The organism is Rhodococcus sp. NFXS4 (genome assembly GCF_058139645.1).
The window spans coordinates 1,701,889-1,728,473 of the sequence record NZ_CP192221.1 but is presented as its reverse complement, the minus strand read 5'-3'; the positions used below and the strand labels follow the sequence as shown (position 1 = coordinate 1,728,473).

Annotated in this window: 24 protein-coding genes; 15 read left to right on the top strand and 9 right to left on the bottom strand. The window is 69.1% G+C overall.

All coding sequences use genetic code 11. From position 1 onward, the window contains the following. Positions 1-6: 6 nt before the first annotated feature. The 3 genes from J4E04_RS08095 to J4E04_RS08085 all read right to left on the bottom strand — a co-directional run bounded on the left by J4E04_RS08095 (position 7) and on the right by J4E04_RS08085 (position 2,675). The gene (locus tag J4E04_RS08095) at positions 7-981 is read right to left on the bottom strand and encodes a carbohydrate kinase family protein (protein WP_027505810.1); all 975 of its coding nucleotides are present in this window, start codon (positions 979-981) and stop codon (positions 7-9) included. 166 nt (positions 982-1,147) lie between these two features. Beyond that, positions 1,148-1,528: a HesB/IscA family protein gene (locus tag J4E04_RS08090; protein ID WP_027505809.1), complete on the bottom strand. Its 381-nt coding sequence runs from the start codon at positions 1,526-1,528 to the stop codon at positions 1,148-1,150. Between the two features lie 97 nt (positions 1,529-1,625). Further along, the gene (locus tag J4E04_RS08085; protein WP_490150325.1) at positions 1,626-2,675 is read right to left on the bottom strand and encodes a glycerate kinase family protein; all 1,050 of its coding nucleotides are present in this window, start codon (positions 2,673-2,675) and stop codon (positions 1,626-1,628) included. Between the two features lie 85 nt (positions 2,676-2,760). Between J4E04_RS08085 and J4E04_RS08080 the strand changes: the two genes are divergently transcribed. From J4E04_RS08080 to cobS, 4 genes are read left to right on the top strand one after another with little or no spacing between them, the layout of a single operon-like run. After that, positions 2,761-3,429: a DUF3043 domain-containing protein gene (locus J4E04_RS08080; protein ID WP_027505807.1), complete on the top strand. Its 669-nt coding sequence runs from the start codon at positions 2,761-2,763 to the stop codon at positions 3,427-3,429. Positions 3,430-3,440: 11 nt separating this feature from the next. Further along, positions 3,441-4,007, top strand: coding sequence for a bifunctional adenosylcobinamide kinase/adenosylcobinamide-phosphate guanylyltransferase (locus J4E04_RS08075; RefSeq protein WP_056445647.1), 567 nt, complete (start codon positions 3,441-3,443; stop codon positions 4,005-4,007). Next, complete coding sequence (gene cobT / locus J4E04_RS08070; RefSeq protein WP_037185716.1) at positions 4,001-5,056, top strand: nicotinate-nucleotide--dimethylbenzimidazole phosphoribosyltransferase; 1,056 nt, start codon at positions 4,001-4,003, stop codon at positions 5,054-5,056. Before J4E04_RS08075 ends, cobT begins: the two co-directional genes overlap by 7 nt. Next, a complete protein-coding gene (cobS, locus tag J4E04_RS08065; RefSeq protein ID WP_490150324.1) occupies positions 5,056-5,808 on the top strand; it encodes an adenosylcobinamide-GDP ribazoletransferase in 753 nt (250 codons plus the stop codon). The genes cobT and cobS overlap by 1 nt, the downstream gene beginning before the upstream one ends. A gap of 4 nt (positions 5,809-5,812) precedes the next feature. Here cobS and J4E04_RS08060 read toward each other — a convergent pair whose 3' ends face one another. Together J4E04_RS08060 and gcvT are read right to left on the bottom strand one after the other, a co-directional pair. Further along, positions 5,813-6,916 carry a branched-chain amino acid aminotransferase gene (locus J4E04_RS08060; protein ID WP_027505804.1) on the bottom strand — a complete coding sequence of 368 codons (1,104 nt, stop codon included), beginning with the start codon at positions 6,914-6,916 and terminating at the stop codon, positions 5,813-5,815. 33 nt (positions 6,917-6,949) lie between these two features. Then, positions 6,950-8,065, bottom strand: coding sequence for a glycine cleavage system aminomethyltransferase GcvT (gene gcvT / locus J4E04_RS08055; RefSeq protein WP_027505803.1), 1,116 nt, complete (start codon positions 8,063-8,065; stop codon positions 6,950-6,952). 105 nt (positions 8,066-8,170) lie between these two features. On the opposite strand from gcvT, the gene J4E04_RS08050 reads away from it, so the two are divergent. Beyond that, the gene (locus J4E04_RS08050; RefSeq protein WP_490150323.1) at positions 8,171-9,679 is read left to right on the top strand and encodes a leucyl aminopeptidase; all 1,509 of its coding nucleotides are present in this window, start codon (positions 8,171-8,173) and stop codon (positions 9,677-9,679) included. Between the two features lie 22 nt (positions 9,680-9,701). Here J4E04_RS08050 and J4E04_RS08045 read toward each other — a convergent pair whose 3' ends face one another. Beyond that, positions 9,702-10,034 (bottom strand): oxidoreductase, encoded by a 333-nt coding sequence (locus tag J4E04_RS08045; protein ID WP_490150322.1) that lies wholly within the window; start codon positions 10,032-10,034, stop codon positions 9,702-9,704. Positions 10,035-10,344: 310 nt separating this feature from the next. Between J4E04_RS08045 and sucB the strand changes: the two genes are divergently transcribed. The 5 genes from sucB (at position 10,345) to J4E04_RS08020 (ending at position 15,910) form a co-directional block, all read left to right on the top strand. Further along, positions 10,345-12,195 (top strand): 2-oxoglutarate dehydrogenase, E2 component, dihydrolipoamide succinyltransferase, encoded by a 1,851-nt coding sequence (gene sucB / locus J4E04_RS08040; RefSeq protein ID WP_490150321.1) that lies wholly within the window; start codon positions 10,345-10,347, stop codon positions 12,193-12,195. Between the two features lie 138 nt (positions 12,196-12,333). Continuing rightward, positions 12,334-13,221 carry a TIGR01777 family oxidoreductase gene (locus J4E04_RS08035; RefSeq protein ID WP_027505799.1) on the top strand — a complete coding sequence of 296 codons (888 nt, stop codon included), beginning with the start codon at positions 12,334-12,336 and terminating at the stop codon, positions 13,219-13,221. 24 nt (positions 13,222-13,245) lie between these two features. After that, the gene (gene lipB, locus J4E04_RS08030) at positions 13,246-14,013 is read left to right on the top strand and encodes a lipoyl(octanoyl) transferase LipB (RefSeq protein WP_490150320.1); all 768 of its coding nucleotides are present in this window, start codon (positions 13,246-13,248) and stop codon (positions 14,011-14,013) included. 24 nt (positions 14,014-14,037) lie between these two features. Next, on the top strand, positions 14,038-15,075 hold the full coding sequence (gene lipA, locus J4E04_RS08025) for a lipoyl synthase (RefSeq protein WP_027505797.1): 1,038 nt from the start codon (positions 14,038-14,040) through the stop codon (positions 15,073-15,075). A gap of 82 nt (positions 15,076-15,157) precedes the next feature. Beyond that, positions 15,158-15,910: a DUF4191 domain-containing protein gene (locus J4E04_RS08020; RefSeq protein WP_056445665.1), complete on the top strand. Its 753-nt coding sequence runs from the start codon at positions 15,158-15,160 to the stop codon at positions 15,908-15,910. 15 nt (positions 15,911-15,925) lie between these two features. On the opposite strand, the gene J4E04_RS08015 is transcribed toward J4E04_RS08020, so the two are convergent. Continuing rightward, positions 15,926-16,399 (bottom strand): RDD family protein, encoded by a 474-nt coding sequence (locus J4E04_RS08015; RefSeq protein WP_027505795.1) that lies wholly within the window; start codon positions 16,397-16,399, stop codon positions 15,926-15,928. A 226-nt stretch (positions 16,400-16,625) separates the two neighbouring features. Between J4E04_RS08015 and glnA (J4E04_RS08010) the strand changes: the two genes are divergently transcribed. The 5 genes from glnA (J4E04_RS08010) (at position 16,626) to J4E04_RS07990 (ending at position 21,932) form a co-directional block, all read left to right on the top strand. Further along, entirely contained in the window at positions 16,626-18,062 is a 1,437-nt protein-coding gene (gene glnA / locus J4E04_RS08010) for a type I glutamate--ammonia ligase (protein ID WP_027505794.1), read from the top strand. A gap of 238 nt (positions 18,063-18,300) precedes the next feature. Beyond that, complete coding sequence (locus J4E04_RS08005; RefSeq protein ID WP_027505793.1) at positions 18,301-18,951, top strand: ABC transporter permease; 651 nt, start codon at positions 18,301-18,303, stop codon at positions 18,949-18,951. After that, the gene (locus tag J4E04_RS08000) at positions 18,944-20,149 is read left to right on the top strand and encodes an ABC transporter ATP-binding protein (RefSeq protein ID WP_056445669.1); all 1,206 of its coding nucleotides are present in this window, start codon (positions 18,944-18,946) and stop codon (positions 20,147-20,149) included. The genes J4E04_RS08005 and J4E04_RS08000 overlap by 8 nt, the downstream gene beginning before the upstream one ends. Then, positions 20,146-20,958: an ABC transporter permease gene (locus J4E04_RS07995; protein WP_027505792.1), complete on the top strand. Its 813-nt coding sequence runs from the start codon at positions 20,146-20,148 to the stop codon at positions 20,956-20,958. The genes J4E04_RS08000 and J4E04_RS07995 overlap by 4 nt, the downstream gene beginning before the upstream one ends. Then, complete coding sequence (locus J4E04_RS07990; RefSeq protein WP_056445671.1) at positions 20,958-21,932, top strand: glycine betaine ABC transporter substrate-binding protein; 975 nt, start codon at positions 20,958-20,960, stop codon at positions 21,930-21,932. Before J4E04_RS07995 ends, J4E04_RS07990 begins: the two co-directional genes overlap by 1 nt. A gap of 87 nt (positions 21,933-22,019) precedes the next feature. Here the strand turns inward: J4E04_RS07990 and J4E04_RS07985 are convergent, their stop codons facing one another. Continuing rightward, positions 22,020-25,034, bottom strand: coding sequence for a bifunctional [glutamine synthetase] adenylyltransferase/[glutamine synthetase]-adenylyl-L-tyrosine phosphorylase (locus tag J4E04_RS07985; RefSeq protein WP_490150319.1), 3,015 nt, complete (start codon positions 25,032-25,034; stop codon positions 22,020-22,022). A 167-nt stretch (positions 25,035-25,201) separates the two neighbouring features. Next, positions 25,202-26,542: a type I glutamate--ammonia ligase gene (gene glnA / locus J4E04_RS07980; RefSeq protein WP_027505789.1), complete on the bottom strand. Its 1,341-nt coding sequence runs from the start codon at positions 26,540-26,542 to the stop codon at positions 25,202-25,204. Positions 26,543-26,585: the final 43 nt, after the last annotated feature.

Genomic DNA, 26,585 nt, shown 5'->3' with positions numbered 1-26,585 from the left:
CGCGAACTACTGCGGGAGGATCGCGGCGATCTCGGCCGCGGCCTCGTCGCCGTATGCGTCGGTGAGGCGCTTGATCGCGTCGTCACGGACGAGCGTCCATTCCTGGGTGCCGGTGGTCTCGAGCACGAGCACCGCGATGAACGATCCGAGCTGGGCGGCGCGCTCGAGGCCCAGCCCGTTGGCGCGGCCGACGAGGAAGCCGGCGCGGAACGCGTCACCGACACCGGTGGGGTCGACCTTGCTGGTCTCCGGGACCACGGAGACGCGAATGTCCGTGCCGTCGGCGCCGACGATCTCGACGCCGTTCTTGCCGAGCGTGGTCACGCGCAGGCCGACGGTGTCGCGGATCTGGCGTTCGGTCAGCCCGGTCTTCTGACGGAGGAGGCCCCACTCGTACTCGTTGGTGAACAGGTACTCGGCACCCTGGATGAGCTCGGTGGCCTGCGTTCCGTCGAGGCGTGCGAGCTGCTGCGACGGATCCGCGGCGAAGGGGATGCCCAGTTCGCGGCACTCCGCCGTGTGGCGCATCATCGCGGCCGGGTCGTTGGCGCCGACCAGGACGAGTTCCAGGTCGCGACCCTCGGCCACGGTGTGGACGGAGATGTCGCCGGCCTCGGTCATCGCGCCGGGGTAGAACGAGGCGATCTGTGCCATGTCCTCGTCGGTGGTGCAGACGAAACGCGCGGTGTGAGCCGTCTCGGAGAGGGTGACGGCGGAGCAGTCGACGCCGTTGTCCTCGAGCCACGTCTGATACTCGGCGAAGTCGGGACCGACCGAGCCGACGAGCAGCGGTGCGCCGCCCAGAACACCCATGGCGTAGGCGATGTTGCCGCCCACCCCGCCCTTGCGGATGACGAGGTCGTCGACGAGGAAGCTCAGCGAGACGTGTGCCAGCTGATCGGCGAGGAACTGGTCGGCGAACCGACCGGGAAACCGCATCAGATGGTCGGTAGCAATGGAGCCGGACACCGCAATGGTCACGTCCGAGGGCCTTTCGCAGCAGGTGGAGGAGAACTGCTGTGAACCTTACCCGGGTGACGAGTGGGTGAACCCCATCAGACGGACGCCCCGGGACGACGCACCCCGGACACACGTCGTCCCCGGCACCCACGCAGGGTGCCGGGGACGGCGGGAGACTACTCGGGACTCAGTTGAAGGAGTCACCGCACGCGCACGAACCCGTGGCGTTGGGGTTGTCGATCGTGAAGCCCTGCTTCTCGATGGTGTCGACGAAGTCGATCGATGCGCCCTCGACGTACGGCGCGCTCATCCGGTCCACGGCGAGCGTGACGCCGCCGAAGTCCTTGACCAGGTCGCCGTCGAGCGAGCGGTCGTCGAAGAACAGCTGGTAGCGCAGCCCTGCGCACCCGCCGGGCTGAACCGCGATGCGCAGCGCCAGGTCGTCGCGGCCTTCCTGATCCAGCAGTGCCTTGGCCTTGGACGAGGCCGCTTCGGTCATCAGGACGGCGTGCGTCTCGGTGTCGGTGGTGGTCACGTCACTGGTGGCGACGTCGTTCTGCACAGTCATGGGTTCTCCCTATCGTTCGTGCCCTCTCGGCGACAACGCCGGCGAACACAGTCAACGGTACTCCCGACCCCGCTATTCCACACGATCGCCGGGGCGGTCACGCCCACGAGCCGGTGCGGGCGACGTCCGCGGCGAGGCCGGTCAGCTGGGCACGCGCGTCCGACATGGCGAGGTCGACCGATCCGGCGAAATCGGTCACCGAGTGCGCCGACTCGATGCCCGCCGCGCGCATGTCGTCCTCGCCCAGACGCACCTGACCGGCGAGGACCACCGTGCGCACACCGTGCTCGCGAGCCGACCCCGCGAGAGCGGTCACCACCTTTCCGCGCAACGACTGCGAGTCGAACTTCCCCTCGCCCGTCAGCACCACGTCGACCGTCGGCATCACCTCGTGGCGACGGGTGCGCTCGGCCACCAGATCGGCCCCGGACGTGCGGGTCGCTCCCAGCGCGAGCAACGCGGCGCCCAGGCCGCCGGCCGCACCCGCCCCCGGCAGGTCCGCCACCGCGCGCTCGGCGACGCGATCAAGCTCGACGCACCAGTCGGCGTTCCGCTCCTCCAGGACGCGCACGGTGTCCGCGTCCGCACCCTTCTGCGGTCCGAACACCGCGGCCGCACCGGCCGGACCCAGCAACGGATTGTCGACGTCCGTGGCCGCGACGAGGTCGACGTCCGCGAGAGCCGCGACCGCCGCGTCGGGTCCCCCGAGAGCCTCGATCATGCCCGCGCCGCCGTCGGTCGAGCTGCTGCCACCGAGACCGACCACCACGGTGGTCGCACCACGGGTCAGCGCCTCCGCGACGATCTGCCCCACTCCCCTGCTGGACGCCGCGACGGCCGACTCCGGATCCGGCGAGCGACCGAGCAGTCCGAGACCGACGGTCTGCGCGACCTCCACGTAGGCGGTCGCGCCGTCGAGCAACCAGCGCGCGGTCACGACGTCGCCGAGGGGTCCGGACACGGTCGACTCGATCACCTCGCCGCCGTCGGCCGCGAGTGCGTCGACGAACCCGGGTCCGCCGTCGGACTGGGGCGCGAGTACCAGCTCGTCGTCGCGCGCGCTCGACCACCCCGCCGCGATGGCGTCGGCTGCTTCGGCCGCGGTCAGGGTGTCTCCGAAGGAATCGGGGGCGATGAGAACGCGCATCGGAACACTCTAACGAGGAGCGTCGGTCGTGAGAGCCCACGACTGCGGTGTTCGCGTGGTGGTGAACGTCGAATAACCTGTGGGGGTGAAGCTGCCCTTCGGTAAGTCGAGTGAGAAGTCCGACACCCAGACCCCCGTCGACCACGAGTCGACGAGCCTGGACGAGAGCACGGCGCAGACCCGCGGCAACGTCAGCCTCGGCAAGGGCCGTCCCACGCCCTCCCGGCGTGAGGCCGAGGGCCGCCGCCGTGGCCCGGTCGCACCGGCACCGCTGACGGCCAAGGAGGCCCGGGCGCGACGCAAGGCGACGCGGGGCAGCAAGGACGAGCGCAAGGCCGCCTCGGCCGAGCGTCGCGCGAAGGCCGCGGACCAGCGTGCCCGCATGATGGCCGGCGAGGACAAGTTCCTCCTCCCCCGCGACAAGGGCCCCGTCCGCGCCTACGCGCGTGACCTGGTCGACTCGCGTCGCAACTTCGTCGGGCTCTTCATGCCGATGGCCCTGATCCTTCTCGTGGCACTGTTCCTGAGCCCCGAGGTGCAGTCGATCGTCACGCTCGCGCTGTTCATCATGATGATCTTCATGGGTATCGACGGCTATCTGCTCGGCCGCCGCGTCAACAACAAGGTGCGGGACCGTTTCCCCGAGACTCCGGACGGCGGCTTCAAGCTCGGCTGGTACTCGTTCGTCCGCGCGTCGCAGGTCCGCAAGATGCGTGCCCCCAAGCCTCGCGTCGGCCCCGGCGACGCGGTCTGAGCGCACCCGCGGTGACGCGCACGCTCGTCCTCGGAGGTGCCCGATCCGGCAAGTCCGGCCATGCGGAGTCGTTGCTGGCCGGTCACGCCGAGGTCCGGTACGTGGCCACCGGGCGGCGGAACAGTGCGGACGCCGATTGGGACGCCCGCATCGACACGCATCGACGGACGCGGCCGGAGCACTGGTCCACGGTCGAGATCACCTCGTACGCGGCACTGTCCGAGGCCCTGCGGGACGACGTGCCCACACTGGTCGACGACCTGGGGACCTGGCTCACCGGCGCGCTGGACGATCTGCGCGCGTGGGACTCGCCGCGGGGCACGGTGGTGGCCGCGGTCGATGACCTGGTGACGGCCGTCGACCGGTTCGAGAGTCCGCTGGTGCTCGTCTCCCCCGAGGTGGGTCTGGGCGTGATCCCGGAGTCGCGGGCGGGCAGACTCTTCCGCGACGAGATCGGTGCCGCGAACGCCCGTCTCGCGCAGGTGTGTGACGCGGTGACGTTGGTGGTGGCCGGGTTGTCCGTCCCCCTCACCCGACCGAGTGACCGACCCACCGACCGATCGAGAGGCACGTGGTGACCGAGAGTTCCGCACTGTTCCGTCCGGTGGATCCACCCGACGCCGAGATCGCCCGCGAGGCGAGAGCCAGGCAGTCGTCGTTGACCAAGCCCGCGGACTCGCTCGGCCGTCTCGAGGACCTCGCCGTGTGGGTCGCGTCGTGCCAGGGCGTGAGCCCTCCGCATCGGTTCGCTCGGGCTCGCGCCGTGGTCTTCGCCGGCGATCACGGCATCGCCCGCGGTGGGGTCTCCGCGTACCCGCCCGAGGTGACGGCGCAGATGGTCGCGAACATCGCCGCCGGCGGTGCCGCGATCAACGCGTTGGCGACGGTGTCCGGTGCGACCGTGCGAGTGGTGGACATCGCGGTCGACGCGGACACCGACGACTCCGTGTCGTCGCACAAGGTGCGTCGCTCCAGTGGGTCGATCGACCGCGAGGACGCACTGTCGCAGGACGAGGTGATCGCCGCCCTGACAGCGGGCCGTGACATCGCCGACGAGGAGGTCGACGGCGGCGCCGACCTGTTGATCGCCGGCGACATGGGCATCGGCAACACCACCCCCGCCACCGTGCTGATCGCTGCCGTCACCAACACCGAACCGGTGGCGGCGGTCGGCCGCGGTACCGGCATCGACGACGCGGGGTGGATCCGCAAGACCGCCGCGATCCGTGACGCCCTGCGGCGTGCGCGTCCCGTCACCCGCGACCCGATCGCACTGCTGCGCACCGTCGGCGGCGCCGATCTCGCCGCGATGACCGGCTTCCTGGTGCAGGCCGCGGTGCGTCGCACACCGGTGCTGCTCGACGGCGTCGTCGTCACGGCGGCGGCACTGGTCGCGAACGATCTCTCGGTCGGCGCCTCGTCGTGGTGGCTGGCCGGCCATCGGTCGACGGAACCGGCACACGCCTTGGCGCTCGCACACCTGCGACTCGATCCCCTGCTCGACCTGTCGATGCGCCTCGGCGAGGGCTCGGGGGCGATGGTCGCGCTGCCGATCCTGTCCGGTGCCGTCGCGACACTCGCCGACATGGCGACGTTCTCCGATGCCGGAGTGAGCACGCGGCCCTGATGTTCCTGGACCCGGTGCGCCTGGCGTTCTCCTGGCTGACGGTGCTGCCGGTGCGTGGTCCGGACGCCGTCGATCGCGACGACGCACGCCGCGCGATCGGGATCGTCCCGCTCGTGGGCCTGGCGCTGGGCGGCGCGGCCGCACTGGTGGTGTGGTCGTGCGCCGCAGCCGACCTGCCGCCGACGCTCGCGGGACTGCTGGGCGTCGGCACCCTGGCGCTGCTGACCCGCGGAATGCATCTCGACGGGCTCGCGGACACCGCGGACGGACTCGGGTCCTACGGCCCGGCCGAGCGTGCGCTGGCGATCATGAAGTCCGGGTCCACCGGACCGTTCGGGGCCGCGACCCTCGTTCTGACTCTCGGCGTGCAGGCGGTGGCCATGGGCGAACTCGTCTCTCGGGGAGACGCTCTCGCGATCGTGGTCGCTGCCGTCGTGTCCCGGTGCGCCGTCGTGATCGTGTGCCGCCGCTCGGTGCCCGCCGCCACCGGCAGTGGCTTCGGCTCACTCGTCGCGGCGTCGCAGTCACCCGCCGTGCTCACCCTGTGGGTCCTCGTGGCACTCGCCGCCGGGCTGCTCGCCGTCCCCGGCGTCCCGCTGCAGGGAGTGGCAGCCGTCGCGGTGGCACTCGCTGCCGTCACTCTGCTCGCCCGGCACTGCGTTCGGCGATTCGGCGGTCTCGTCGGTGACGTGCTCGGGGCGAGCATCGAGCTGACCACCGCCGTGGTGCTCGTGCTCTGCCTCGTCGGCTGAGCGATCAGTCGCGCAGCGTGCTCATCCAGCCGTGGGTGTCGGCGAAGGTGCCGCGCTGGATTCCGGTGAGTGTGTCGCGCAGCGCCATGGTGACCTCGCCGGGCTCTCCGGTACCGATGCGGAAGTCGCCCTCGGCCGACTTCACGCTGCCGACGGGGGTGATCACGGCTGCGGTGCCACACGCGAAGACCTCGGTGATCTCGCCCGACTCCGCCTTCTTCTGCCACTCGTCCGTGGAGATCTTGCGCTCCTCCACGGCGAAGCCCGCGTCGGTGGCGAGCGCCAGCAGCGAGTCACGCGTGATGCCGGGCAGCAGCGAGCCGGACAGGGACGGCGTGACCAACCGCGCGTCGGGTCCGGAGCCGAAGACGAAGAACAGGTTCATCCCGCCCATCTCCTCGACGTAGCGGCGCTCGAGAGCGTCGAGCCACACGACCTGGTCGCAGCCCTGGTCCGCGGCCTGCGCCTGGGCCAGCAGGGAGGCCGCGTAGTTGCCCGCGAACTTCGCGGCTCCGGTGCCGCCCGGCGCGGCGCGCACGTACTCGGTGGAGAGCCACACGCTGACCGGCTTGACCCCGCGCGGGAAGTACGCGCCGGCGGGCGAGGCGATGAGGAGGTAGCGGTAGGAGGACGACGGGCGCACGCCCAGCCCCGCCTCGGTGGCGAACATGAACGGCCGCAGGTAGAGCGCGTCCTCGCCGCCGGCGACGGGCACCCACTCGTGGTCGACGGCGAGCAGCTGCTCGATGGACTCGCGGAACAGCTCCACCGGCAGGGCCGGCATCGCCAACCGCGCGGCCGAGCTCTGCAGGCGCTCCGCGTTCGCGCCGGGGCGGAACGACGCGAGACTGCCGTCGGGCTGGCGGTAGACCTTGAGACCTTCGAAGATGGCCTGGCCGTAGTGCAGAACCATGGCCGCGGGATCCATCGGGAACGGCGCGTAGGGCGTCACCACCGCGTCGTGCCACCCGGTGCCGGCGTCGTAGTCGATGGCCACCATGTGATCGGTGAAGTGCACGCCGAACCCGGGCGCCTGCAACACCGCTGCCCGCGCTTCCGCGGTGGCGGGCGACGGGTGCTCGTGACGCGTGAATTCCAGGCCAGTCATGCCGAACACTCTAAAGCAGCGTGGTGTGGCATCTCACCGCACGTGCGCCTCGACGAACGGCGGCCTGACCACCTCGCACGCGATCGCCCGACCACGCACGTCCACGTCGACCGCGTCACCGACGGCGACGCCCGCCGCGGTGTCGAGCAACGCGAGCGCGATGCCCACCTTGAGAGTCGGCGAGAAGGTGCCGGACGTGGTCGCACCGACCGGTTCTCCGGTGCCGACCGAATTCCCCGGGCGCAGGACGGTCAGATCCGGACGCAGCACACCGCGTCCGACGGCGCGGAGGCCGACGAGGGTGCGGGGTGCGCCCGCCTCCTTCTGCGCCACGAGGGCGTCGCGTCCGCGGAATTCGTCCTTCTTCCAACCCACCGCCCAGCCGCAGCGCGCTTCCAGCGGACTGATGTCGACGGACAGCTCGTGCCCGTGCAGCGGGTAGCCCATCTCGGTGCGCAGCGTGTCGCGCGCTCCGAGACCGGCGGGCTCGCCGCCCACCTCGCGCACCGCGCCCAGCAGCGCCTCGAACAGCGACGCGGCCGTGTCCCACTGCGGCAGCAGCTCGTACCCGTGCTCCCCCGTGTAGCCGGTGCGACAGACCCGTACCGAGCCGGATCCGAACGCGACGTCCTCGAACGCCATGTAATCGAGGGAGGACGGCAGCCCGACGGCGGCGAGGACGTCGGCCGACCGCGGTCCCTGCACGGCGAGGACGCCGTACTCCCGGTGCGCCGAGCGGACCTCGATGCCGGCCGGGGCACCCTGCGCGAGCACCTCGACCACGGCGGCGGTGTTGGCCGCGTTGGGCACGAGGAACACCTCGTCGTCGGACACGAGGTAGGCGATGAGGTCGTCGACCACTCCGCCGTTCTCGGTGCAGCACAACGTGTACTGCGCCTGGCCGGGCCCGATGCGGTCGAGCGCGTTGGTCAGCACCGAATCGACGTACGCCGCGGCACCGGGACCGGAGACGACCGCCTTGCCCAGGTGACTCACGTCGAACAACCCCGCGGTGGTGCGCGTCGACGTGTGCTCGGAGACGGTGCCCGCGTACGACACCGGCATCGTCCACCCGCCGAAGGGGGCGAACGTGGCTCCGAGGGCGACGTGCGCCTCGTGGACCGGACCGTGCAACAACTCTTCGCTCATGGTGGGGAACGCTAACTCAGACGAGCCCGATGTCGGGGTCGGCATACGATCGACTGCGTCGCTCCACCCTCACCGACCGTCCCCGACCATCAGGAGCAGCAGCACGTGAGCAGTCAGTCGCAGCGCACACTCGGACCCGAACTGGTCCTCGCCGGAACCATCGACAAGGTCGTCGAGGTCGTCGTCGTCGGACTCGAGAAGACCGACGACGGTGTCCGCATCGTCGGCGAGGACTTCCTCGGGAACGCCGCCGCAGACGTCCTCGCCGCGGTCACGGCCCTCGGCGCCACCGGCCGGGCCGATCAGGTCACCCGCGTTCCCGCACCCTCGTCCCTGCCCGCCGCCAGCGTTCTCGCCGTCGGTCTGGGCACTGCCGCCGAGCGCACCGACGACGTGCTGCGTCGTGCGGCCGGATCGGCGGCGCGCGCGCTCACCGGCATCGGCCACGTCGCGACGACCCTGTCCGCCGTCGGCCTCGCCGCCGCCGCGGAGGGCCTCTACCTCGGCGCCTACCAGTTCAGCGAGTACAAGCAGAAGTCGGCGCCCAAGGACGACGCGACACCGATCACGCGGGTGGATCTGCTCGTCGGATCGCCGCGCGACAAGCAGGCTCGCGCCGAACTCGCGCGCTCCGAGGCCGTCGCCGAGGCGGTCGCCACCGCGCGTGACCTCGTCAACACGCCCCCGAGCCACCTCTTCCCGGCCGAGTTCGCCGAGCGCGCCCGTGCCCTCGGGACCGAGGCCGGCCTCACCGTGCAGGTGCTCGACGAGAAGGCACTCGAGCGCGGGGGCTACGGCGGCATCGTCGGCGTCGGCAAGGGCTCGTCCCGCCCGCCGCGTCTGGTCCGGCTGTCCTGGTCCGGCGGAAAGAAGAAGTCCCCCACCGTCGCTCTCGTCGGCAAGGGCATCACGTTCGACACCGGCGGCATCTCGATCAAGCCCGCGGCGGGCATGGAGAACATGACCTCGGACATGGCCGGCGCGGCCGCCGTGGTCGCGACGGTGGTGCTGGCGGCCAAGTTGAAGTTGCCGATCGACGTCACCGCGACGGTGCCGATGGCCGAGAACATGCCGTCGTCCACGGCGCAGCGTCCCGGCGACGTGCTGACCCAGTACGGCGGCACCACGGTCGAGGTCATCAACACCGACGCCGAGGGCCGCCTCATTCTCGCCGACGCCATCGTGCGCGCCTGCGAGGACGAGCCGGACTACCTCATCGACACCGCGACCCTCACCGGAGCGCAGATGGTCGCCCTCGGCACACGCACCCCGGGTGTCATGGGCACCGAGGTGTTCCGCGACCGCGTCGCCGCCATCTCGCAGCGCATCGGCGAGAACGCCTGGGCGATGCCGCTGCCGGCCGAACTGCGACCCGATCTCGACTCCCGCGTCGCCGACCTCGCCAACGTCACCAACCACCGGTGGGGCGGCATGCTCGCGGCCGGGCTCTACCTGAAGGAGTTCGTCGCCGAGGGCGTCCAGTGGGCGCACATCGACGTGGCCGGGCCGGCCTTCAACACCGGCGGGCCGCACGGCTACACGAGCAAGGGCGGCACCGGTGTCCCGGTGCGCACCATGATCTCGGTGCTCGAGGACATCGCCGAGCAGGGCTGACCCGCTCGCGCGAGCGGGGAGCTCAGGCTCCCTGCTCGCGCCTCCGGATGATCTTCTGTCGGGCGTCGTGGTCCCGCATCCGCTGCGGATACCCGGTCTTGCGCACGTCGTAGACCGGGATCTTCAGGTCCTCGCCCAGCGTGCGCGCGCCCTTCTCGCCGCCCACCGCGCGGCGGGTCCACTCACCGTCGTTCGCGACCAGCACCACGGTGATCGGAGTGACCGTCGTCTCCGGTTCGACGTAGGCCTCGACGCCGATGCGGCCGGCCGTCCAGTCGGCGAGATGCGCTCTGTCGGACGACGACGCTCCGCCTCGGGATCGACTCGGGCGCTTGAATCTGTCGAACAGTCCCACGGTGTCTCCTCCATCCGCCGAGCAGTGCACGCGACTCTCGCGTGCACGAAATGCACTCAATCCGGTCCACACCATCATCCGGACGGCACGCCGACCCCACCGAGCGCGAACCGTCTCACGAAGTGACAGGATGATCGGGCATCGCGTGAACCATCTCACGGTGCGCGTCACCCGTTACCGGCACAACTCGCCGCGAGAACGGTGCGACGCGGCCACAATGGTCCACGTACCGCGACCGGCTAGACACCACACCCGCTAGCGACCACGAGCCGCTACACCCGTACTACAACTTGTCGAGGAGTCAACAGACATGACCTTCTCCGTCCAGATGCCAGCTCTCGGTGAAAGCGTCACCGAGGGGACTGTCACACGGTGGCTGAAACAGGAGGGGGACACGGTCGAAGTCGACGAACCCTTGCTCGAAGTCTCCACCGACAAGGTGGACACGGAGATTCCGTCTCCGGCAGCGGGTGTCCTGACCAAGATCGTCGCGCAGGAGGACGACACCGTCGAGATCGGCGGTGAGCTCGGTGTCATCGGTGACGCGGACGAGGCACCGTCCGACGGCGACGACTCGAGCAGCGACGACTCGAGCAGCGACGAAGCCGACGCAGGCCCGTCCGACGCCGCCGAGCAGGCGTCCGTCGAGGGCGAGAGCGAGGCCGACGCGCCCGCACCCGACAGCGACGACGACGGCGGTGCGAGCAGCGGTTCCACCGGTGACGGCGACGGCACTCCCGTCACGATGCCCGAACTGGGCGAGTCCGTCACGGAGGGCACCGTCACCCGGTGGCTCAAGGCCGTCGGCGACGAGGTCGCCGTGGACGAGCCGCTCCTCGAGGTCTCCACCGACAAGGTCGACACCGAGATCCCGTCCCCGGTCGCCGGCACCCTGCTCGAGATCAGCGCCGAGGAGGACGACACCGTCGAGGTCGGCGGCCGGCTCGCCGTCATCGGTTCCGGTGCTCCCGCGAAGAAGGAGTCCGCGCCCGAGCCCGAGCCGGAGCCCGAGAAGAAGCCCGAGCCCGAGAAGAAGCCGGAACCCAAGGCCGAAGCGAAGCCCGCCGAGAAGCCCGCCAAGCAGGCCGATCCCGAGCCCGCCGGCGAGGTCTACACGCCGGAGCCGAAGTCCGAGAGCAAGTCCGAGAACTCCTCGAAGTCGGAGTCCGAGGCGCCGGCCGGCGGCTCGAACGCCGGCGGTTCCAGCCCGTACGTCACGCCGCTCGTGCGCAAGCTCGCGCAGGAGAACGACGTCGACCTGAACTCCGTGTCGGGAACCGGCGTCGGTGGACGCATCCGCAAGCAGGACGTCCTCGCCGCAGCCGAGGCGAAGAAGGCCCCGGCCGAGGAGAAGGCCGCTCCGGCTGCCGCAGCTCCCGCCGCGTCCGCCACGCCCTCGGCACCGTCCACTGCCGGCGTGCGGCCCGAACTCGCGCACCTGCGCGGTTCGACGCAGAAGATCAACCGCATCCGGCAGATCACCGCCAAGAAGACCCGCGAGTCGCTGCAGACGTCGGCGCAGCTCACGCAGGTGTTCGAGGTCGACCTGACCAAGGTGGCAGCACTGCGCACCCGCGCCAAGGCCACGTTCAAGGAGCGCGAGGGCGTCAACCTGACGTTCCTGCCGTTCTTCGCGAAGGCCGTCGTCGAGGCGCTCAAGGTTCACCCCAACGTGAACGCGAGCATCGACGAGGAGAAGAAGGAGATCACGTACCACGACGCCGAGCACCTGGGCATCGCGGTGGACACCGAGCAGGGCCTCCTCTCCCCCGTCATCCACAACGCGGGCGACCTGTCGCTGGCCGGCATCGCACGCGCCATCGCGGACATCGCGGCACGGGCACGGTCGAACGGCCTCAAGCCGGACGAGCTGTCCGGTGGCACGTTCACCATCACCAACATCGGCAGCCAGGGCGCCCTGTTCGACACGCCGATCCTGGTTCCGCCGCAGGCCGCCATGTTGGGCACCGGGGCCATCGTCAAGCGCCCGGTCGTGGTGACCGACGCCTCGGGCAGCGAGTCCATCGGTGTCCGCTCCATGGCGTTCCTGCCGCTCACCTACGACCACCGTCTCGTCGACGGCGCCGATGCGGGTCGCTTCCTGACCACCATCAAGCACCGCCTCGAGGAGGGCGCGTTCGAAGCCGACCTCGGCCTCTGACGCTTCTTCGGTAATCTCGGAAGTCCCCGACACTTCGCAGCCCCGACCTCCGGGAATCTGTGACCTGTCGAACGAGGGGGCACCCACTGCACACCGTGCAGTGGGTGCCCCCGTCGCCGTCCCAGGAGGCAGTCACTCGTGCGCATCGTCATCGCAGGTTCGTCCGGACTCATCGGCACGTCGCTCGTGGCGGCGTTGCGCAGCGGAGGGCACGACGTCTTCCGCCTCGTCCGCCGCGCACCCGCGGGACCGGACGAGATCGGCTGGGATCCCACCGCCGGGTCACTCGACCCGGAGGCTCTCCAGGGCGCCGACGCCGTGGTGAACCTGTGCGGTGTCGGGATCGGTGACAAGCGGTGGACCGGTGCGTACAAGCAGGCCGTCCGCGACAGTCGCATCGTCCCCACAGAGGTGATCTCCCGCGCCGTCGTCGAGGCGAAGGTGCCGACGCTCGTCAACGCCAGCGGCATCAACTTCTACGGTGACACCGGCGACACCGTGGTCGACGAGACGGCGCCGGTCGGTACGGGCTTCCTCGCCGAGGTGTGTCGCGACTGGGAGGACGCCACGTCCTTCGCGGCCTCGAACGGCGTCCGGGTGGTGTTCCTGCGCAGCGCTGCCGTCCTGTCCCGGCACGGCGGCATGATGGGCAAGCTCCGCCCGCTGTACCTCTTCGCGCTGGGCGGTCGGCTCGGCAGCGGCCGCCAGTACTTCCCGTGGATCTCGCTGACGGACGAGGTCCGGGCGATCGTCTTCACCCTGGAGAATCAGGACATCACCGGACCGGTCAACCTCCAGGGTCCCGCACCGGTGACCAACGCCCAGTTCAACAGCGCCATGTCGCGAGCGGTGCATCGCCCGGCACCGTGGATGGTGCCCGGGTTCGCGATCTCCGCGATCATCGGCGAGTTCGCGAACGAGGCCATCCTGCACAATCCGCGAGCCATCCCCGCGGTGCTCGAGAAGCACGGATTCACGTTCGAGCACAACACCATCGGAGAGGCGCTCGCGGACACCGTCGGCTGACCCGGAGGCGTACTCTTCGATGTCATGATCACCCGCTCCGCCCGCGCCGACTCCCGGCCGATGCTCGTGCGTTCGCTCGGCACGATCGACTACCTCGACGCTCTCGAGATCCAGCGCGAGGTCGCCGGCCGTCGTGCCGAGAACGTCGGCGCCGACGAGTTGCTGCTTCTCGAGCACCCCGCCGTCTTCACCGCGGGTCGGCGTACGGCTCCCGAGGATCGGCCGCGCGACGGCACCCCCGTCATCGACGTCGACCGTGGCGGCAAGATCACCTGGCACGGTCCCGGGCAGCTGGTCGGCTATCCCATCGTGCGGCTCGCGGAGCCCGTCGACGTCGTTCGGTACGTCCGGCTGATCGAGGAGGCACTCATCGCCGTGTGCACCGATCTGGGCCTCGAGGTCGGGCGTATCGACGGCCGTTCCGGCGTCTGGCTCGCGGCCGGCGAGGTGCGCGGAGCCCGAAATTCTGGTCCGGGATGGCAGCCCGAACGCAAGGTGGCTGCCATCGGGGTCCGCGTGCAGCGGGGTGTGGCTCTGCACGGCTTCGCCCTGAACTGCAATGCGTCCCTGGAGGGCTTCGGCACCATCGTTCCGTGCGGTATCGCGGACGCCGGCGTCACCACACTGTCGGACGAACTCGGCCGCGACGTGACCGTCGACGAGGTCACTCCGGCGGTCACGCAGCGCATCCTGGACGCACTCGACGGTGCCCTGCCGTTGGCGGTGCACGATCTGGACAGAACGCCCGTCGCACCCACGCCACGCTTCACCACGGTGAACTTCGGCGGATGACCCCCCGCGAGTAGCATCGATGCGGTGACCGTCGCACCCGAGAACTCTCCTGCACAAGCTCCGAACGGACGCAAGCTTCTCCGCCTCGAGATCCGAAACGCGGAGACCCCGATCGAACGCAAACCGTCGTGGATCAAGACCCGCGCGAAGATGGGCCCCGAGTACTCCGAACTCAAGGGACTCGTCAAGCGCGAGGGACTGCACACGGTGTGCGAAGAGGCCGGGTGTCCCAACATCTACGAATGCTGGGAAGACCGCGAAGCCACGTTCCTCATCGGCGGTGAGCAGTGCACCCGTCGCTGCGACTTCTGCCAGATCGACACCGGCAAACCTGCCGACCTCGATCGGGACGAGCCGCGCCGCGTGGCCGAGTCGGTGCAGGCGATGGGTCTGCGCTACTCCACCATCACGGGTGTCGCCCGCGACGATCTCGAGGACGGCGGCGCCTGGCTGTACGCCGAGACCGTCCGTGAGATCAAGCGCCTCAACCCCAACACCGGTGTCGAGCTGCTGATCCCCGACTTCAACGCCGACCCCGACCAACTGGCCGAGGTCTTCTCCTCGCGCCCCGAGGTGCTCGCGCACAACGTGGAGACGGTGCCGCGCATCTTCAAGCGCATCCGTCCCGCGTTCCGCTACCAGCGCAGCCTCGACGTCATCACCGCGGCGCGCGACGCCGGCCTGGTGACCAAGTCGAACCTGATCCTGGGCATGGGCGAGACCTACGAGGAAGTCACGCAGGCGATGCAGGACCTGCACGACGCCGGCTGCGACATCCTCACCATCACCCAGTACCTGCGCCCGTCGCCGCGGCACCATCCGGTCGACCGGTGGGCCAAGCCGGAGGAATTCGTCGAGCACTCCAAGGCCGCCGAGGCCATGGGCTACGCCGGCGTCCTCGCCGGTCCCCTGGTCCGCTCCTCGTACCGCGCGGGTCGCCTCTACGCGCAGGCCATGGCTCACCACGGCCGTGCGATCTCCGAGAACATGTCCCACCTCGAGCACGGTGGCGAGGCGTCCCAGGAAGCCAGCTCGCTGATGGCGCGCCTGGCAGCCCGCTGACCCCACACCCCCAGCGACACCACGCGGCCCGCCGTCCTACCGGATGGCGGGCCGCGCTGCGTCTGCGCCTATCCTGGGAGCCATGGCGAACGGCGGTACAGCAGGCAAGGGCAAGGCCTCGAAAGAGGCGAAGGCCGCGGCGAAGGCAGCACGCAAGCAGGCCTCGAAGGAACGGCGCTCCCAGTTGTGGCAGGCCTTCCAGATGCAGCGCAAGGAGGACAAGCTCCTCCTGCCGCTGATGATCGGATCGGTCGTCGGTATGGCGGTGCTGTTCTTCCTGATCGGGCTGATCTTCGGGATCGAGTGGCTCCTGCTGCCGTTCGGGCTCCTCATCGGTGTGCTCATCGCGTTCGTGATCTTCGGTCGCCGCGTGCAGAAGTCGGTGTACGGCAAGGCCGAGGGCCAGGCCGGCGCCGCCGCGTGGGCACTGGACAACCTGCAGGGCGGGTGGCGTGTCAAGACCGCCATCGCCGGCACCACGCAGCTGGACGCCGTGCACCGCGTCATCGGTCGTCCCGGCGTCATCCTGGTGGCCGAGGGCGCACCGCAGCGCGTGAAGGCACTGCTGGCGCAGGAGAAGAAGAAGACCGCACGCCTCGTCGGCGACACCCCGATCTACGACGTCGTCGTCGGCAACGACGAGGGCCAGGTGCCGCTCTCGCAGCTGCAGAAGTACCTGACCAAGCTGCCGAAGAACATCGACAGCAAGCGCATGGAGACCATCGAGTCACGGCTCTCGGCGCTGGGCGCCCGCGGTGGCCCGGCACTCCCCAAGGGACCGATGCCGGGCGGCGCGAAGATGAAGGGTGTGCAGCGCACCATCAAGCGTCGCTAGTGGCCTCCGGCCCCACTACCGGGACATGAGGAGTGCGGTGCCCGTCGCGCGGTCGTGCATGCCGCGGCTGTCGATGTCGGTGATGACGGCGGGCACCACGAAGGCGATGAAGACCTGACGCACCAGCGCGCGCACGACTCCCACGCGGCCCGGAGCGTCGATGCGCGCCACCTGCATGCCCATGCAGAACTGACCGGGCGTGAAGGAGAACAAGCTCACCGACACGAATCCGAGCAGGAACCACACTCCCAGGGTCAGGGTCGACAGGTTGCCACCGGCGACGCTGCCGCCGAGGAACAGCGCGGACACACCCATCGACATCAGCCAGTCGATGGCCAACGCCGCGACACGCCTCGGTGTCGGCGCCAGCGAACCCGGCCCCACCTTGGGAAGTCCCAGGTACTCGCCCTGGTAGGCCTGCTGCTCGTGGTCACCGTCGGGCAGCGCGGCGGCGGGGCCCGAGAGCCACGATCCGGTCATCCGTGCCATGAGTGTTCTCCATACTGGTGTGAGTGCGGGGCCATTGCTCCAGGATAGGTGTCGCCCCGGCGGGAGGGTCTTCCCACCGGCCACCAGCTGCGACGACGGGACGCGTAACACCGACGAAACACGGACTTGACGGTGAGGCAACACCACTTCCCTACCGTCGGCGTGGCGCAGCTGCCGCACTCACACAGACGTCGCGGACCAGCACTCGACAAGAAGGAGTTCCAGCGTGGATTTCACCACGGCCGAAGAGGTCATCAAGTACATAGCGGACGAGAGCGTCGAGTACGTCGACATCCGTTTCACCGATCTCCCGGGTATCCAGCAGCACTTCTCGATCGCGGCGAAGGCGTTCACCAAGGACACCCTCGAAGACGGTCTCGCGTTCGATGGCTCATCCGTGCGTGGCTTCCAGTCGATCCACGAGTCGGACATGATGCTGCTGCCCGACTACGGCACCGCTCAGATCGACCCGTTCCGTCACGCCAAGACGCTGAACATGGACTTCTTCGTCCACGATCCGTACACCCGCGAGTCCTACAGCCGCGACCCCCGCAACGTCGCGCGCAAGGCCGAGGAGTACCTCGCCAGCACCGGCATCGCCGACACCGCGTTCTTCGGTCCCGAGGCCGAGTTCTACATCTTCGACTCGGTGCGCTACGACTCCCAGATGAACGGTGCGTTCTACGAGCTCGACTCGAGCTCCGGCGCCTGGAACACCGGCGCCGAGACCGAGGCCGACGGGTCCCCCAACCTCGGCTACAAGGTCCGCCCGAAGGGCGGCTACTTCCCCGTCGCGCCGTACGACCACTACGTCGACATCCGCGACGCCATCTCCACCAACCTGCAGAACGCGGGCTTCGAGCTCGAGCGCGGCCACCACGAGGTCGGCACCGGCGGTCAGCAGGAGATCAACTACAAGTTCAACACCATGCTGCGTGCAGCCGACGACCTGCAGCTGTTCAAGTACATCGTCAAGAACACCTGCTGGCAGCACGGCAAGTCCGCGACCTTCATGCCGAAGCCGCTCTTCGGTGACAACGGCTCGGGCATGCACGTCCACCAGTCGCTCTGGAAGGACGGCAAGCCGCTCTTCTACGACGAGAAGGGCTACGCGGGTCTGTCGGATCTCGCTCGTCACTACATCGGCGGCATCCTGCACCACGCGCCGTCGCTGCTGGCGTTCACGAACCCGACGATCAACTCGTACCACCGCCTGGTGCCGGGCTACGAGGCCCCCATCAACCTGGTGTACTCGGGCCGTAACCGCTCGGCCGCCGTCCGTATCCCCACCACGGGCAACAACCCGAAGGCCAAGCGTCTCGAGTTCCGCGCGCCCGACGCGTCCGGTAACCCGTACCTGTCGTTCGCCGCGCAGATGATGGCCGGCCTGGACGGCATCAAGAACAAGATCGAGCCGCTCGCTCCCGTCGACAAGGACCTCTACGAGCTCCCGCCCGAGGAAGCGAAGAACATCCCGCAGGCACCCACCTCGCTGCCTGCCGTGATCGACCGCCTCGAGGCCGACCACGAGTACCTCACCGCCGGTGGCGTCTTCACCACCGACCTGATCGAGACCTGGATCTCGCTCAAGCGTGAGAACGAGATCGCGCCGGTGAACCTCCGTCCGCATCCGTACGAGTTCCAGCTGTACTACGACTGCTGAGTCACGCTCCACCACGTCGAGCCCGCTCCGGACCCTGTCCGGCGCGGGCTCGCGTCGTTTCCGGGACGATTCGGGAACGATGCGGACACGACTCGACCGAAAGCTGGATTGAACTCTGAACTTTCGGGGTAGACACGGGTGTCCGCTGTGTTCCGGGTGACGATCCACCCGGCCGCCGGACGTCGTGGCACCACCACAGTCGCGTCTCTCCTGTTGCCGAGCGAAGGATCTGCACCTGATGGATGCTCTGTGGGACTTCATCGTCGGCCGCCGAAGGCAGCTCGCGATCGATTCCTATCTTCACGTCTCCGCCGTCGTCCAGTGTGTCGTCATCGCGACCATCCTGGGTGTCGCCATCGGAGTTCTCGTCTACCGCAGTCCCGCCGGCTCCGCCGTCGCCACCGCTCTCGCGAGCACGGTGCTCACCATCCCGTCGTTCGCGCTGCTGGGACTGCTGATTCCCATTCTCGGTCTCGGCGTCAAGCCGACCGTCACCGCGCTGGTGCTGTACTCGTTGCTGCCGATCATCCGGAACACTGTGGTCGGACTCGACGCGGTGAATCCGGCGGTCAGCGATGCGGCACGCGGTATCGGCATGAGCCGAGCCACCGTGTTGCGTCGCATCGAGATTCCTCTCGCGTGGCCGTCGATTCTCACGGGGATGCGCGTCAGCACCCAGATGGCGATGGGCATTCTCGCCATCGCCGCGTACGCCAAGGGCCCCGGCCTCGGCAATCTCCTGTTCTCCGGCCTCGCCCGCGTCGGCAGCCCCACCGCAGTTCCCCAGGCCCTCACCGGCACCGTCCTGATCGTCATCCTGGCGCTGATCCTCGACGGGATCTACGTCCTGATCGGCAAACTCACCACCTCGAGGGGTATCCGTGACTGACACGACTCGCACCACCACCGGAGCAGAGATCGTCCTCGAGGACGTGACGAAGTCCTACCCCAACCAGAAGGCCGCCGCGGTCGACCACGTGTCGCTCACCATCCCCGCGGGTGAGGTCGTCGTGTTGGTGGGACCGTCGGGCTGCGGCAAGACGACGACGATGCGGATGATCAACCGCCTCATCGAGCCCACGTCCGGCCGGATCACGATCGGCGGCAAGGACGCGCTGTCCATCGATCCGAACGAGCTGCGACGCACCATCGGCTACTCGATCCAGCAGGCCGGCCTGTTCCCGCACATGACGATCGCGCAGAACGTCGGCATGGTCCCCGGGCTCATCGGGTGGAACAAGAAGAAGATCTCCGACCGCACCGACGAGATGCTCGATCTGGTCGGACTCGATCCGGGCCAGTACCGCGAGCGCTACCCGCGCCAGCTCTCCGGTGGGCAGCAGCAGCGCGTGGGTGTGGCCCGCGCTCTGGCGGCCGACCCCCCGGTGCTGTTGATGGACGAGCCGTTCGGTGCCGTCGACCCCATCACCCGCGGCCTCCTGCAGGACGAGCTGATGCGCCTGCAGGCCGAGCTGGGCAAGACCATCGTCTTCGTGACACACGACTTCGACGAGGCCGTCAAGCTGGGCGACCGGATCGCCGTCCTGGGCAACCAGTCCCGCATCCTGCAGTACGACACCCCCGAGGCCGTGCTGGCCAATCCCGCCGACGAGACGGTGGCCGGCTTCGTCGGCGCCGGTGCGGCTCTCAAGCAGCTCACCCTCATGCGTGTGCGTGACATCGAGCTCAGCGATGTTCCTGCCTTCGGTGAGGACGAGCCGGTCGAGACGATGAACCGGGCGCTCGGCACCGATCCGGAGGCGTGGGGTCTCATCCTCGACTCCCGCAAGCGGCCCATCCGGTGGACCGACCGTCGTCACCTCGCCGGCGTGGGCAGCCTCCGCGACGTCGGTGTGCCGATCGGTGAGCTCGTGTCGATCCAGTCCACGCTGCAGGACGCGCTCGAGGCCCTGCTCGCCGAGGGCAACGCGACGGCGACCGTGACGGGCAAGCGCGGCGAGTACGTCGGCACCGTCACCATCGAGGCACTGATCGACACCATCAAGACCATCCGTTCGCAGCACGCGCACGACCACGACGACGTGGTCGACGCGGGCGCGGCGTCCGTCTCGGGCGCGTCGTCGTGACGGCGTCGGTCGAGGCGTCCGTCGTCGACGATCCCGCCGACGCAGAGGGCGATGCGAAGTCCGCGGCCAGGGCAGCGCGGCGAGCCGAACGGATCCGTCTGGTCGTCCAGCCCGCACTGGTTCTCGTCCTCGTGGTGGTCACGCTGGTCTACGCCCTCACGCGTGATCTCACGGCGACGCAGGCGGCGACGATCAACGTCGCCACGATCTCCCAGCGCGTTCTCGAGCACGTCCTGATCACGTTCGTCGTGACGGCACTCGTCGTGCTGATCGCGGTGCCCCTCGGAATCATCCTCACTCGCAACGGCTATCGACGGCTCGCTCCCGTCTTCATCGGTATCGCGAACATCGGCCAGGCTGCACCTGCCGTCGGCCTGCTGGTGCTGTTGTTCCTGGCGACCGGCAGCACCGGGTTCTGGGTCGGTGTTCTGCCCATCGCGTTCTACTCGCTGCTCCCGGTGCTGCGGAACACCATGCTGGGGTTCCAGCAGGTGGACGCCAGTTATATCGATGCCGCACGCGGACAGGGCATGTCGGGCTCCGGCATCCTGTGGCGCATCGAGTTCCCACTCGCGGTGCCGTACATCCTCGCCGGCCTGCGCACCTCTCTCGTGCTGGCGGTCGGTACCGCCACGCTGAGCTTCCTCGTCGGCGCCGGCGGCCTCGGCGTGCTCATCGACACCGGGTACAAGCTCAATCAGCCGCTCATCCTCGTCGTGGGCGCCGTGCTCGCGGTGGCGTTGGCGTTGCTCGTCGACTGGTTGGGCGCTCTCGCCGAGGCCTTCCTCGGACCGAAAGGACTGCGCTGATGCGCCGTACCCTGATCACACTGTGCGCGGTCTCCACCCTCGCCCTCACCAGCTGCGGGCTGCAGTCCGGCAGCGCGGTGCCCCTGGCCGTCGAACCCGGAAGCATCACGGCGCAGCCGGGTCTCGAAGGCGCCGAGCTCACCGTTGGTTCCAAGGACTTCACCGAGCAGATCATCCTCGGCTACATCCTGGAGTTCGCGCTCGAGGCGGCGGGGGCGAACGTCCGCGACCTGACCAACATCTCGGGATCCAACAGCACGCGGCAGGCCATGATCAGCGGCCAGGTCGACGTCACCTACGAGTACACCGGCACCGGCTGGATCAACTACCTCGGCAACGAGACTCCCATTCCCGACGCGACAGAGCAGTACGACGCGGTGCGCGACGCGGACAAGGCGAACGGCATCGTCTGGGTCAACCCGGCTCCGATGGACAACACGTACGCACTCGCGATGAACCAGCAGACGGCGCAGGAGACCGGCGTGAAGACGCTGTCCGACTACGCCGCCCTGGTGCAGCGTGATCCCGCCGCCGCGGCGGTGTGCGTGGAGACCGAGTTCAACTCCCGCCAGGACGGTTTCCCCGGCATGGCGGCGGCGTACGGCTTCGACGCGAACGCGGTGAACCGCCAGATCCTGCAGACGGGCATCATCTACCAGGCGACGGCGGACGGCTCGCAGTGCAAGTTCGGCGAGGTGTTCACCACCGACGGCCGCATCAAGGGCCTCGACCTGGTGGTCGTCGAGGACGACAAGCTGTTCTTCCCGCGCTACAACGCGACGGTGAACCTGCGTCAGGAGATCGCCGACCGCTACCCGGAGATCGCGGAGATCACCGCGCCGGTGTCCGCGGCGCTCACCATCGACGCCATCACCGAGCTGAACAAGCAGGTCGACGTCGACGGCCGGGAACCCGCCGAGGTGGCGCGTGACTGGATGGTGCAGCAGGGTTTCGTCACCGCCGGGGCCGACTGACACCGAGGTACACATACTGCACAGAAGACGACCCCGCCCGGCACAGTCGGCCGAGCGGGGTCGTTCTCTGTGCAGAACCGGTACGGGTCAGGAACCGAACGCGCGTTCCACCACGGCCTTGGCCCGACGGGTGACGCGCAGGTAGTTGTCGAGGAACTCCCCCGCGTCGCCACTGGGCCAGCCGGCCACCTGCGCGACGGCCGACAGCACCTTGCCGGGAGCCGGCAACTGATCGGTCGGCTTGCCGCGCACCAGGACCAGCGCGTTACGGGCCTTCGTGGCCGTGAGCCACGCCTGGCGCAGGAGGTCGACGTCGCCAGGGCTCATGAGCTCCGCGGCGCCGATCGCGTCGAGGCACTCCAGGGTCGACGTGTTGTGCAGCGCCGGAATACGGTGGGCGTGACGCAGTTGCAGCAACTGCACGGTCCACTCGACGTCGGCCAGTCCCCCGCGCCCCAGCTTGGTGTGCGTCTTCGGGTCGGCTCCCTTGGGCAGTCGCTCCGCGTCGACCCGGGCCTTGATGCGCCGGATCTCGCGGACGGCGTCCTCGGAGACTCCGCCCTCGGGGTACCGGATGCGGTCGGCCATGAGCAGGAACCGGATTCCCAGGTCCTGATCGCCGGCGACCTGGTGGGCGCGGAGCAGGGCCTGCACCTCCCACGGCTGCGCCCACTGCGAGTAGTACGCGTCGTACGCCGAGAGTGTGCGCACGACAGGCCCGTTGCGCCCCTCGGGACGCAGTCCGGTGTCCACCTCCAGCGGCGGGTCCTGGCTCGGCGAACCCAGGAGCTTGCGGACACGATCGGCGATGGCGTTGGCCCACTTGACGGCGTCGCTGTCGTCGGCGCCCTCGGCCGGCTCGCACACGAACAACACGTCGGCGTCGGACCCGTAGCCCAGTTCACCACCACCGAGTCGACCCATGCCGATGATGGCGATCGACGCGGGAGCGGTGCCGCCGCGCTCGGCGACGGACGCACGGACCGCCGCGTCCAGGGCGGCGTTGATGACCGCTGCCCACACCGAGGACAGCGCCCGGCACACCTCGGGGACCTCGAGCAGTCCGAGGATGTCCGCCGAAGCGACCCGCGCCAGTTCGTAGCGACGCAGGGACCGCGCCGCCGCGACCGCGCGTACCGGATCGTCGTAGCGCGCAGGGGACTTCAGGATGGCGCCGTACGTCTCGGTGGGATCGACGTCGAGCAGTTTGGGGCCGGTCGATCCGTCGGCGAAGAGCCGGATGACCTCCGGCGCGTTGACCAACACACCGCGCAGGTACTCCGACGACCCGAGCACCTGCATCAGGCGCTGCGCCACCGGGCCCTCGTCGCGGACCAGCCGCAGGAACCAGGACTGCTCGGCGACCTCCTCGGACAGCCGTCGGTAGGCCAGCAGGCCCGCATCGGGATCCGGTGTGTCGCCCAGCCATTCGAGCAGCGTCGGCAGCAGCAGGGACTGGATGCGACCCTTGCGCGCACCCATGCCGACGAGTGCGCTCAGGTGTCCGAGCGCGTTCTGTGGAGCCGAGTAGCCGAGCGCCGAGAGCTGCCGGATCGCGGAATCCGAACTGAGGCGCAGCGAGTCGCTGTCCAGCCGGGCCACCGATTCGAGCAGAGGGCGATAGAACAGCCGAGCGTGCAACCGCCGGATCCGCTGCGCGTTGCGACGGATCTCCTGGCGCAGAACGCCGGTCGCGTCGTGGTTGCCGTCGGGACGCATGTGGGCGGCGCGGGCGAGCCAGCGCATCGCCTCGTCGTCGTCGTCCGGCGGCAGGAGGTGCGTGCGCTGCAGCTTCTGCAGCTGCAGCCGGTGCTCGATGAGGCGGAGGAACTCGTAGGACGCGGTGAGGTTTGCCGCGTCGTCACGCCCGATGTAGCCGCCGGTGGCGAGAGCGGACAGCGCGGCGACGGTACCGCGTTCGTGGAGGGAGTCGTCGGCTCGTCCGTGCACGAGTTGCAGCAGCTGGACGGCGAACTCGACGTCACGCAGGCTGCCGCGCCCCAGCTTGATCTCGCGCTCGCGCAGCTCGGCCGGCACCATCTCCTCGACGCGGCGGCGCATCGCCTGCACCTCGGGGACGAAGTCCTCGCGCTCACTGGCCACCCACACCATCGGCGTCACCGCGTCGACGTAGGCCTGGCCCAGCTCGGCGTCACCGGTCATGGCGCGCGCCTTGAGCAACGCCTGGAACTCCCAGGTCTTCGCCCACCGCTGGTAGTACGCCAGGTGCGAGTCGAGAGTGCGGACCAGTTCGCCCTGCTTGCCCTCGGGACGCAGTGCGGCGTCGACCTCGAAGAAGGCGGACGAGCCGATGCGCATCATCTCGCCGGCCATGCGGGTGGCGAGGGAGTTGGAGGGTTCGGCGACGAAGACGACATCGACGTCGCTCACGTAGTTCAGTTCCTGCGCACCGCACTTGCCCATCGCGATGACCGCGAGTCGGACCGAGCAGGGCCCGTCGGGGAACGTGACGGTGACGGCCACCGACAGTGCCGCGGTGAGCGCCGCGTCCGCGAGATCGGACAGCTGACGACCGACCACCTCGTAGGGCACGACGGGCTCGTTCTCCACGGTCGCCGCGAGATCGGCGGCGGCCAGGATCATGAGGTGGTCGCGGTACGCCGTACGCAGCGCGATGATGGCCTTGGGTCCGGTCAGCTCGGCCCGGAACACCTGACCGAGGGCGTCGTCGCCCGTCTCCGCGACGGCACCGACGCTCGCGAGCATCGAGTCGCGCAGCTCGTCGGCCGTGGGCAACGACTCCGTGCAGGTGGTGAGCAGGCGCCACTTCTCCGGCTCGGACACCAGGTGGTCACCGAGAGCGCTGGACGATCCGGCGAGAGCGAACATGCGGCCGCGCAGACTCTTGTCGGTGCGCAGGCGGGCGTCGAGGTCGGACCAGTTGTCACCGAGATCCTCGGCGAGGCGCGCGAGGGTGCGCAGCGCGAGATCGGCGTCGGGCGAGCGCGACAGCGACCACAGCAGCTCGGTGCTGTCCTCGTCGGTCCAGCCCAGCAGCGACAGGTTCGCCGGGGCCGACGCCTCGACGAGACCGAGCCGTCCGGGGCTGGGCACGGTGGAACGGGAACTGGGCGGAATCACGGGCGAGCCTCCACCACGGTGTACGAGTCGACCGCCGGGTCGGCGTCAGCGAACGTCGGGTGGACGAACCGCGGGTCGACGAATCTCGGGACGGTGGTGCATTCCGACATGTTCATGGCGTGTCGACGTTACTCGACAGCCCCGTCCAGTCGACAATCGCGCAGTCGCTACAGACCCAGGTAGGTCTTGAGCTCGAATGGCGTCACGTGCGAACGGTACGACTCCCACTCACGACGCTTGTTGCGCAGGAAGTAGTCGAAGACGTGCTCGCCGAGCGCCTCGGCCACCAGCTCGGAGCCCTCCATGGCGGCGAGCGCCTCGTTGAGGCTGCTGGGCAGCTCCCGGTAGCCCATGGCGCGGCGTTCGGCGGAGGTCAACGACCACACGTCCTCCTCGGCCTCGGGCGGCAGCGTGTACCCCTTCTCCACACCGCGCAGTCCGGCCGCGAGCAGCACGGCGAAGGTGAGGTACGGGTTGCACGCCGAGTCGGGGCTGCGGATCTCGACGCGGCGAGACGACGCCTTGTTCGGCGTGTACATCGGAACGCGTACCAGCGCAGAGCGATTCGACGGACCCCAGGACGCCGCAGTGGGGGCCTCGCCGCCGTGGATCAGACGCTTGTAGGAGTTGACCCACTGGTTGGTGACCGCGCTGATCTCGTTGGCGTGCTCGAGGATGCCCGCGATGAAGGCCTTGCCGGTCTCGGACAACTGCATGGGGTCGTCCGGGTTGTGGAAGGCGTTGGTCTCGCCCTCGAACAGACTCATGTGCGTGTGCATGGCCGAGCCGGCCTGATCGCTGAACGGCTTGGGCATGAACGTCGCACGCACGCCCTCGTCGATCGCGACCTCCTTGACGAGGTAGCGGAAGGTCATCACGTTGTCGGCCATGGACAGGGCGTCGGCGTAGCGCAGGTCGATCTCCTGCTGACCGGGCGCGGCCTCGTGGTGGCTGAACTCCACCGAGATGCCCATGGACTCGAGGGCGTCGATGGCGTGACGCCGGAAGTTCGGCGCCTCGTCGTGGACGGCCTGGTCGAAGTAGCCGCCGTTGTCCGCGGGGACGGGGGGCCGACCGTCGTCGGGCAGTTCCTTGCACAGGAAGAACTCGATCTCGGGATGCACGTAGCAGCTGAATCCGAGGTCTGCGGCCTTGGAGAGCTGGCGACGCAGCACGTGCCGGGAATCGGCCCAGGACGGCGACCCGTCGGGCATCGCGATGTCGCAGAACATGCGGGCGGAGTGCTGCTCGCCCTTGCTGGTGGTCCAGGGCAGGATCTGGAACGTCGTGGGGTCGGGCTTGGCCACGGTGTCGGCCTCGGAGACTCGCGAGAAGCCCTCGATCGCCGAGCCGTCGAAGCCGATGCCCTCCTCGAACGCGCCCTCGAGTTCGGCCGGAGCGATGGCCACGGACTTGAGGTAGCCGAGCACGTCCGTGAACCACAGACGGACGAACCGGATGTCGCGCTCCTCCAGAGTGCGAAGCACGAATTCCTTTTGGCGATCCATGACCGTCAGGCTAGGCACGTTGCATTAAATCCGTGTTACATCG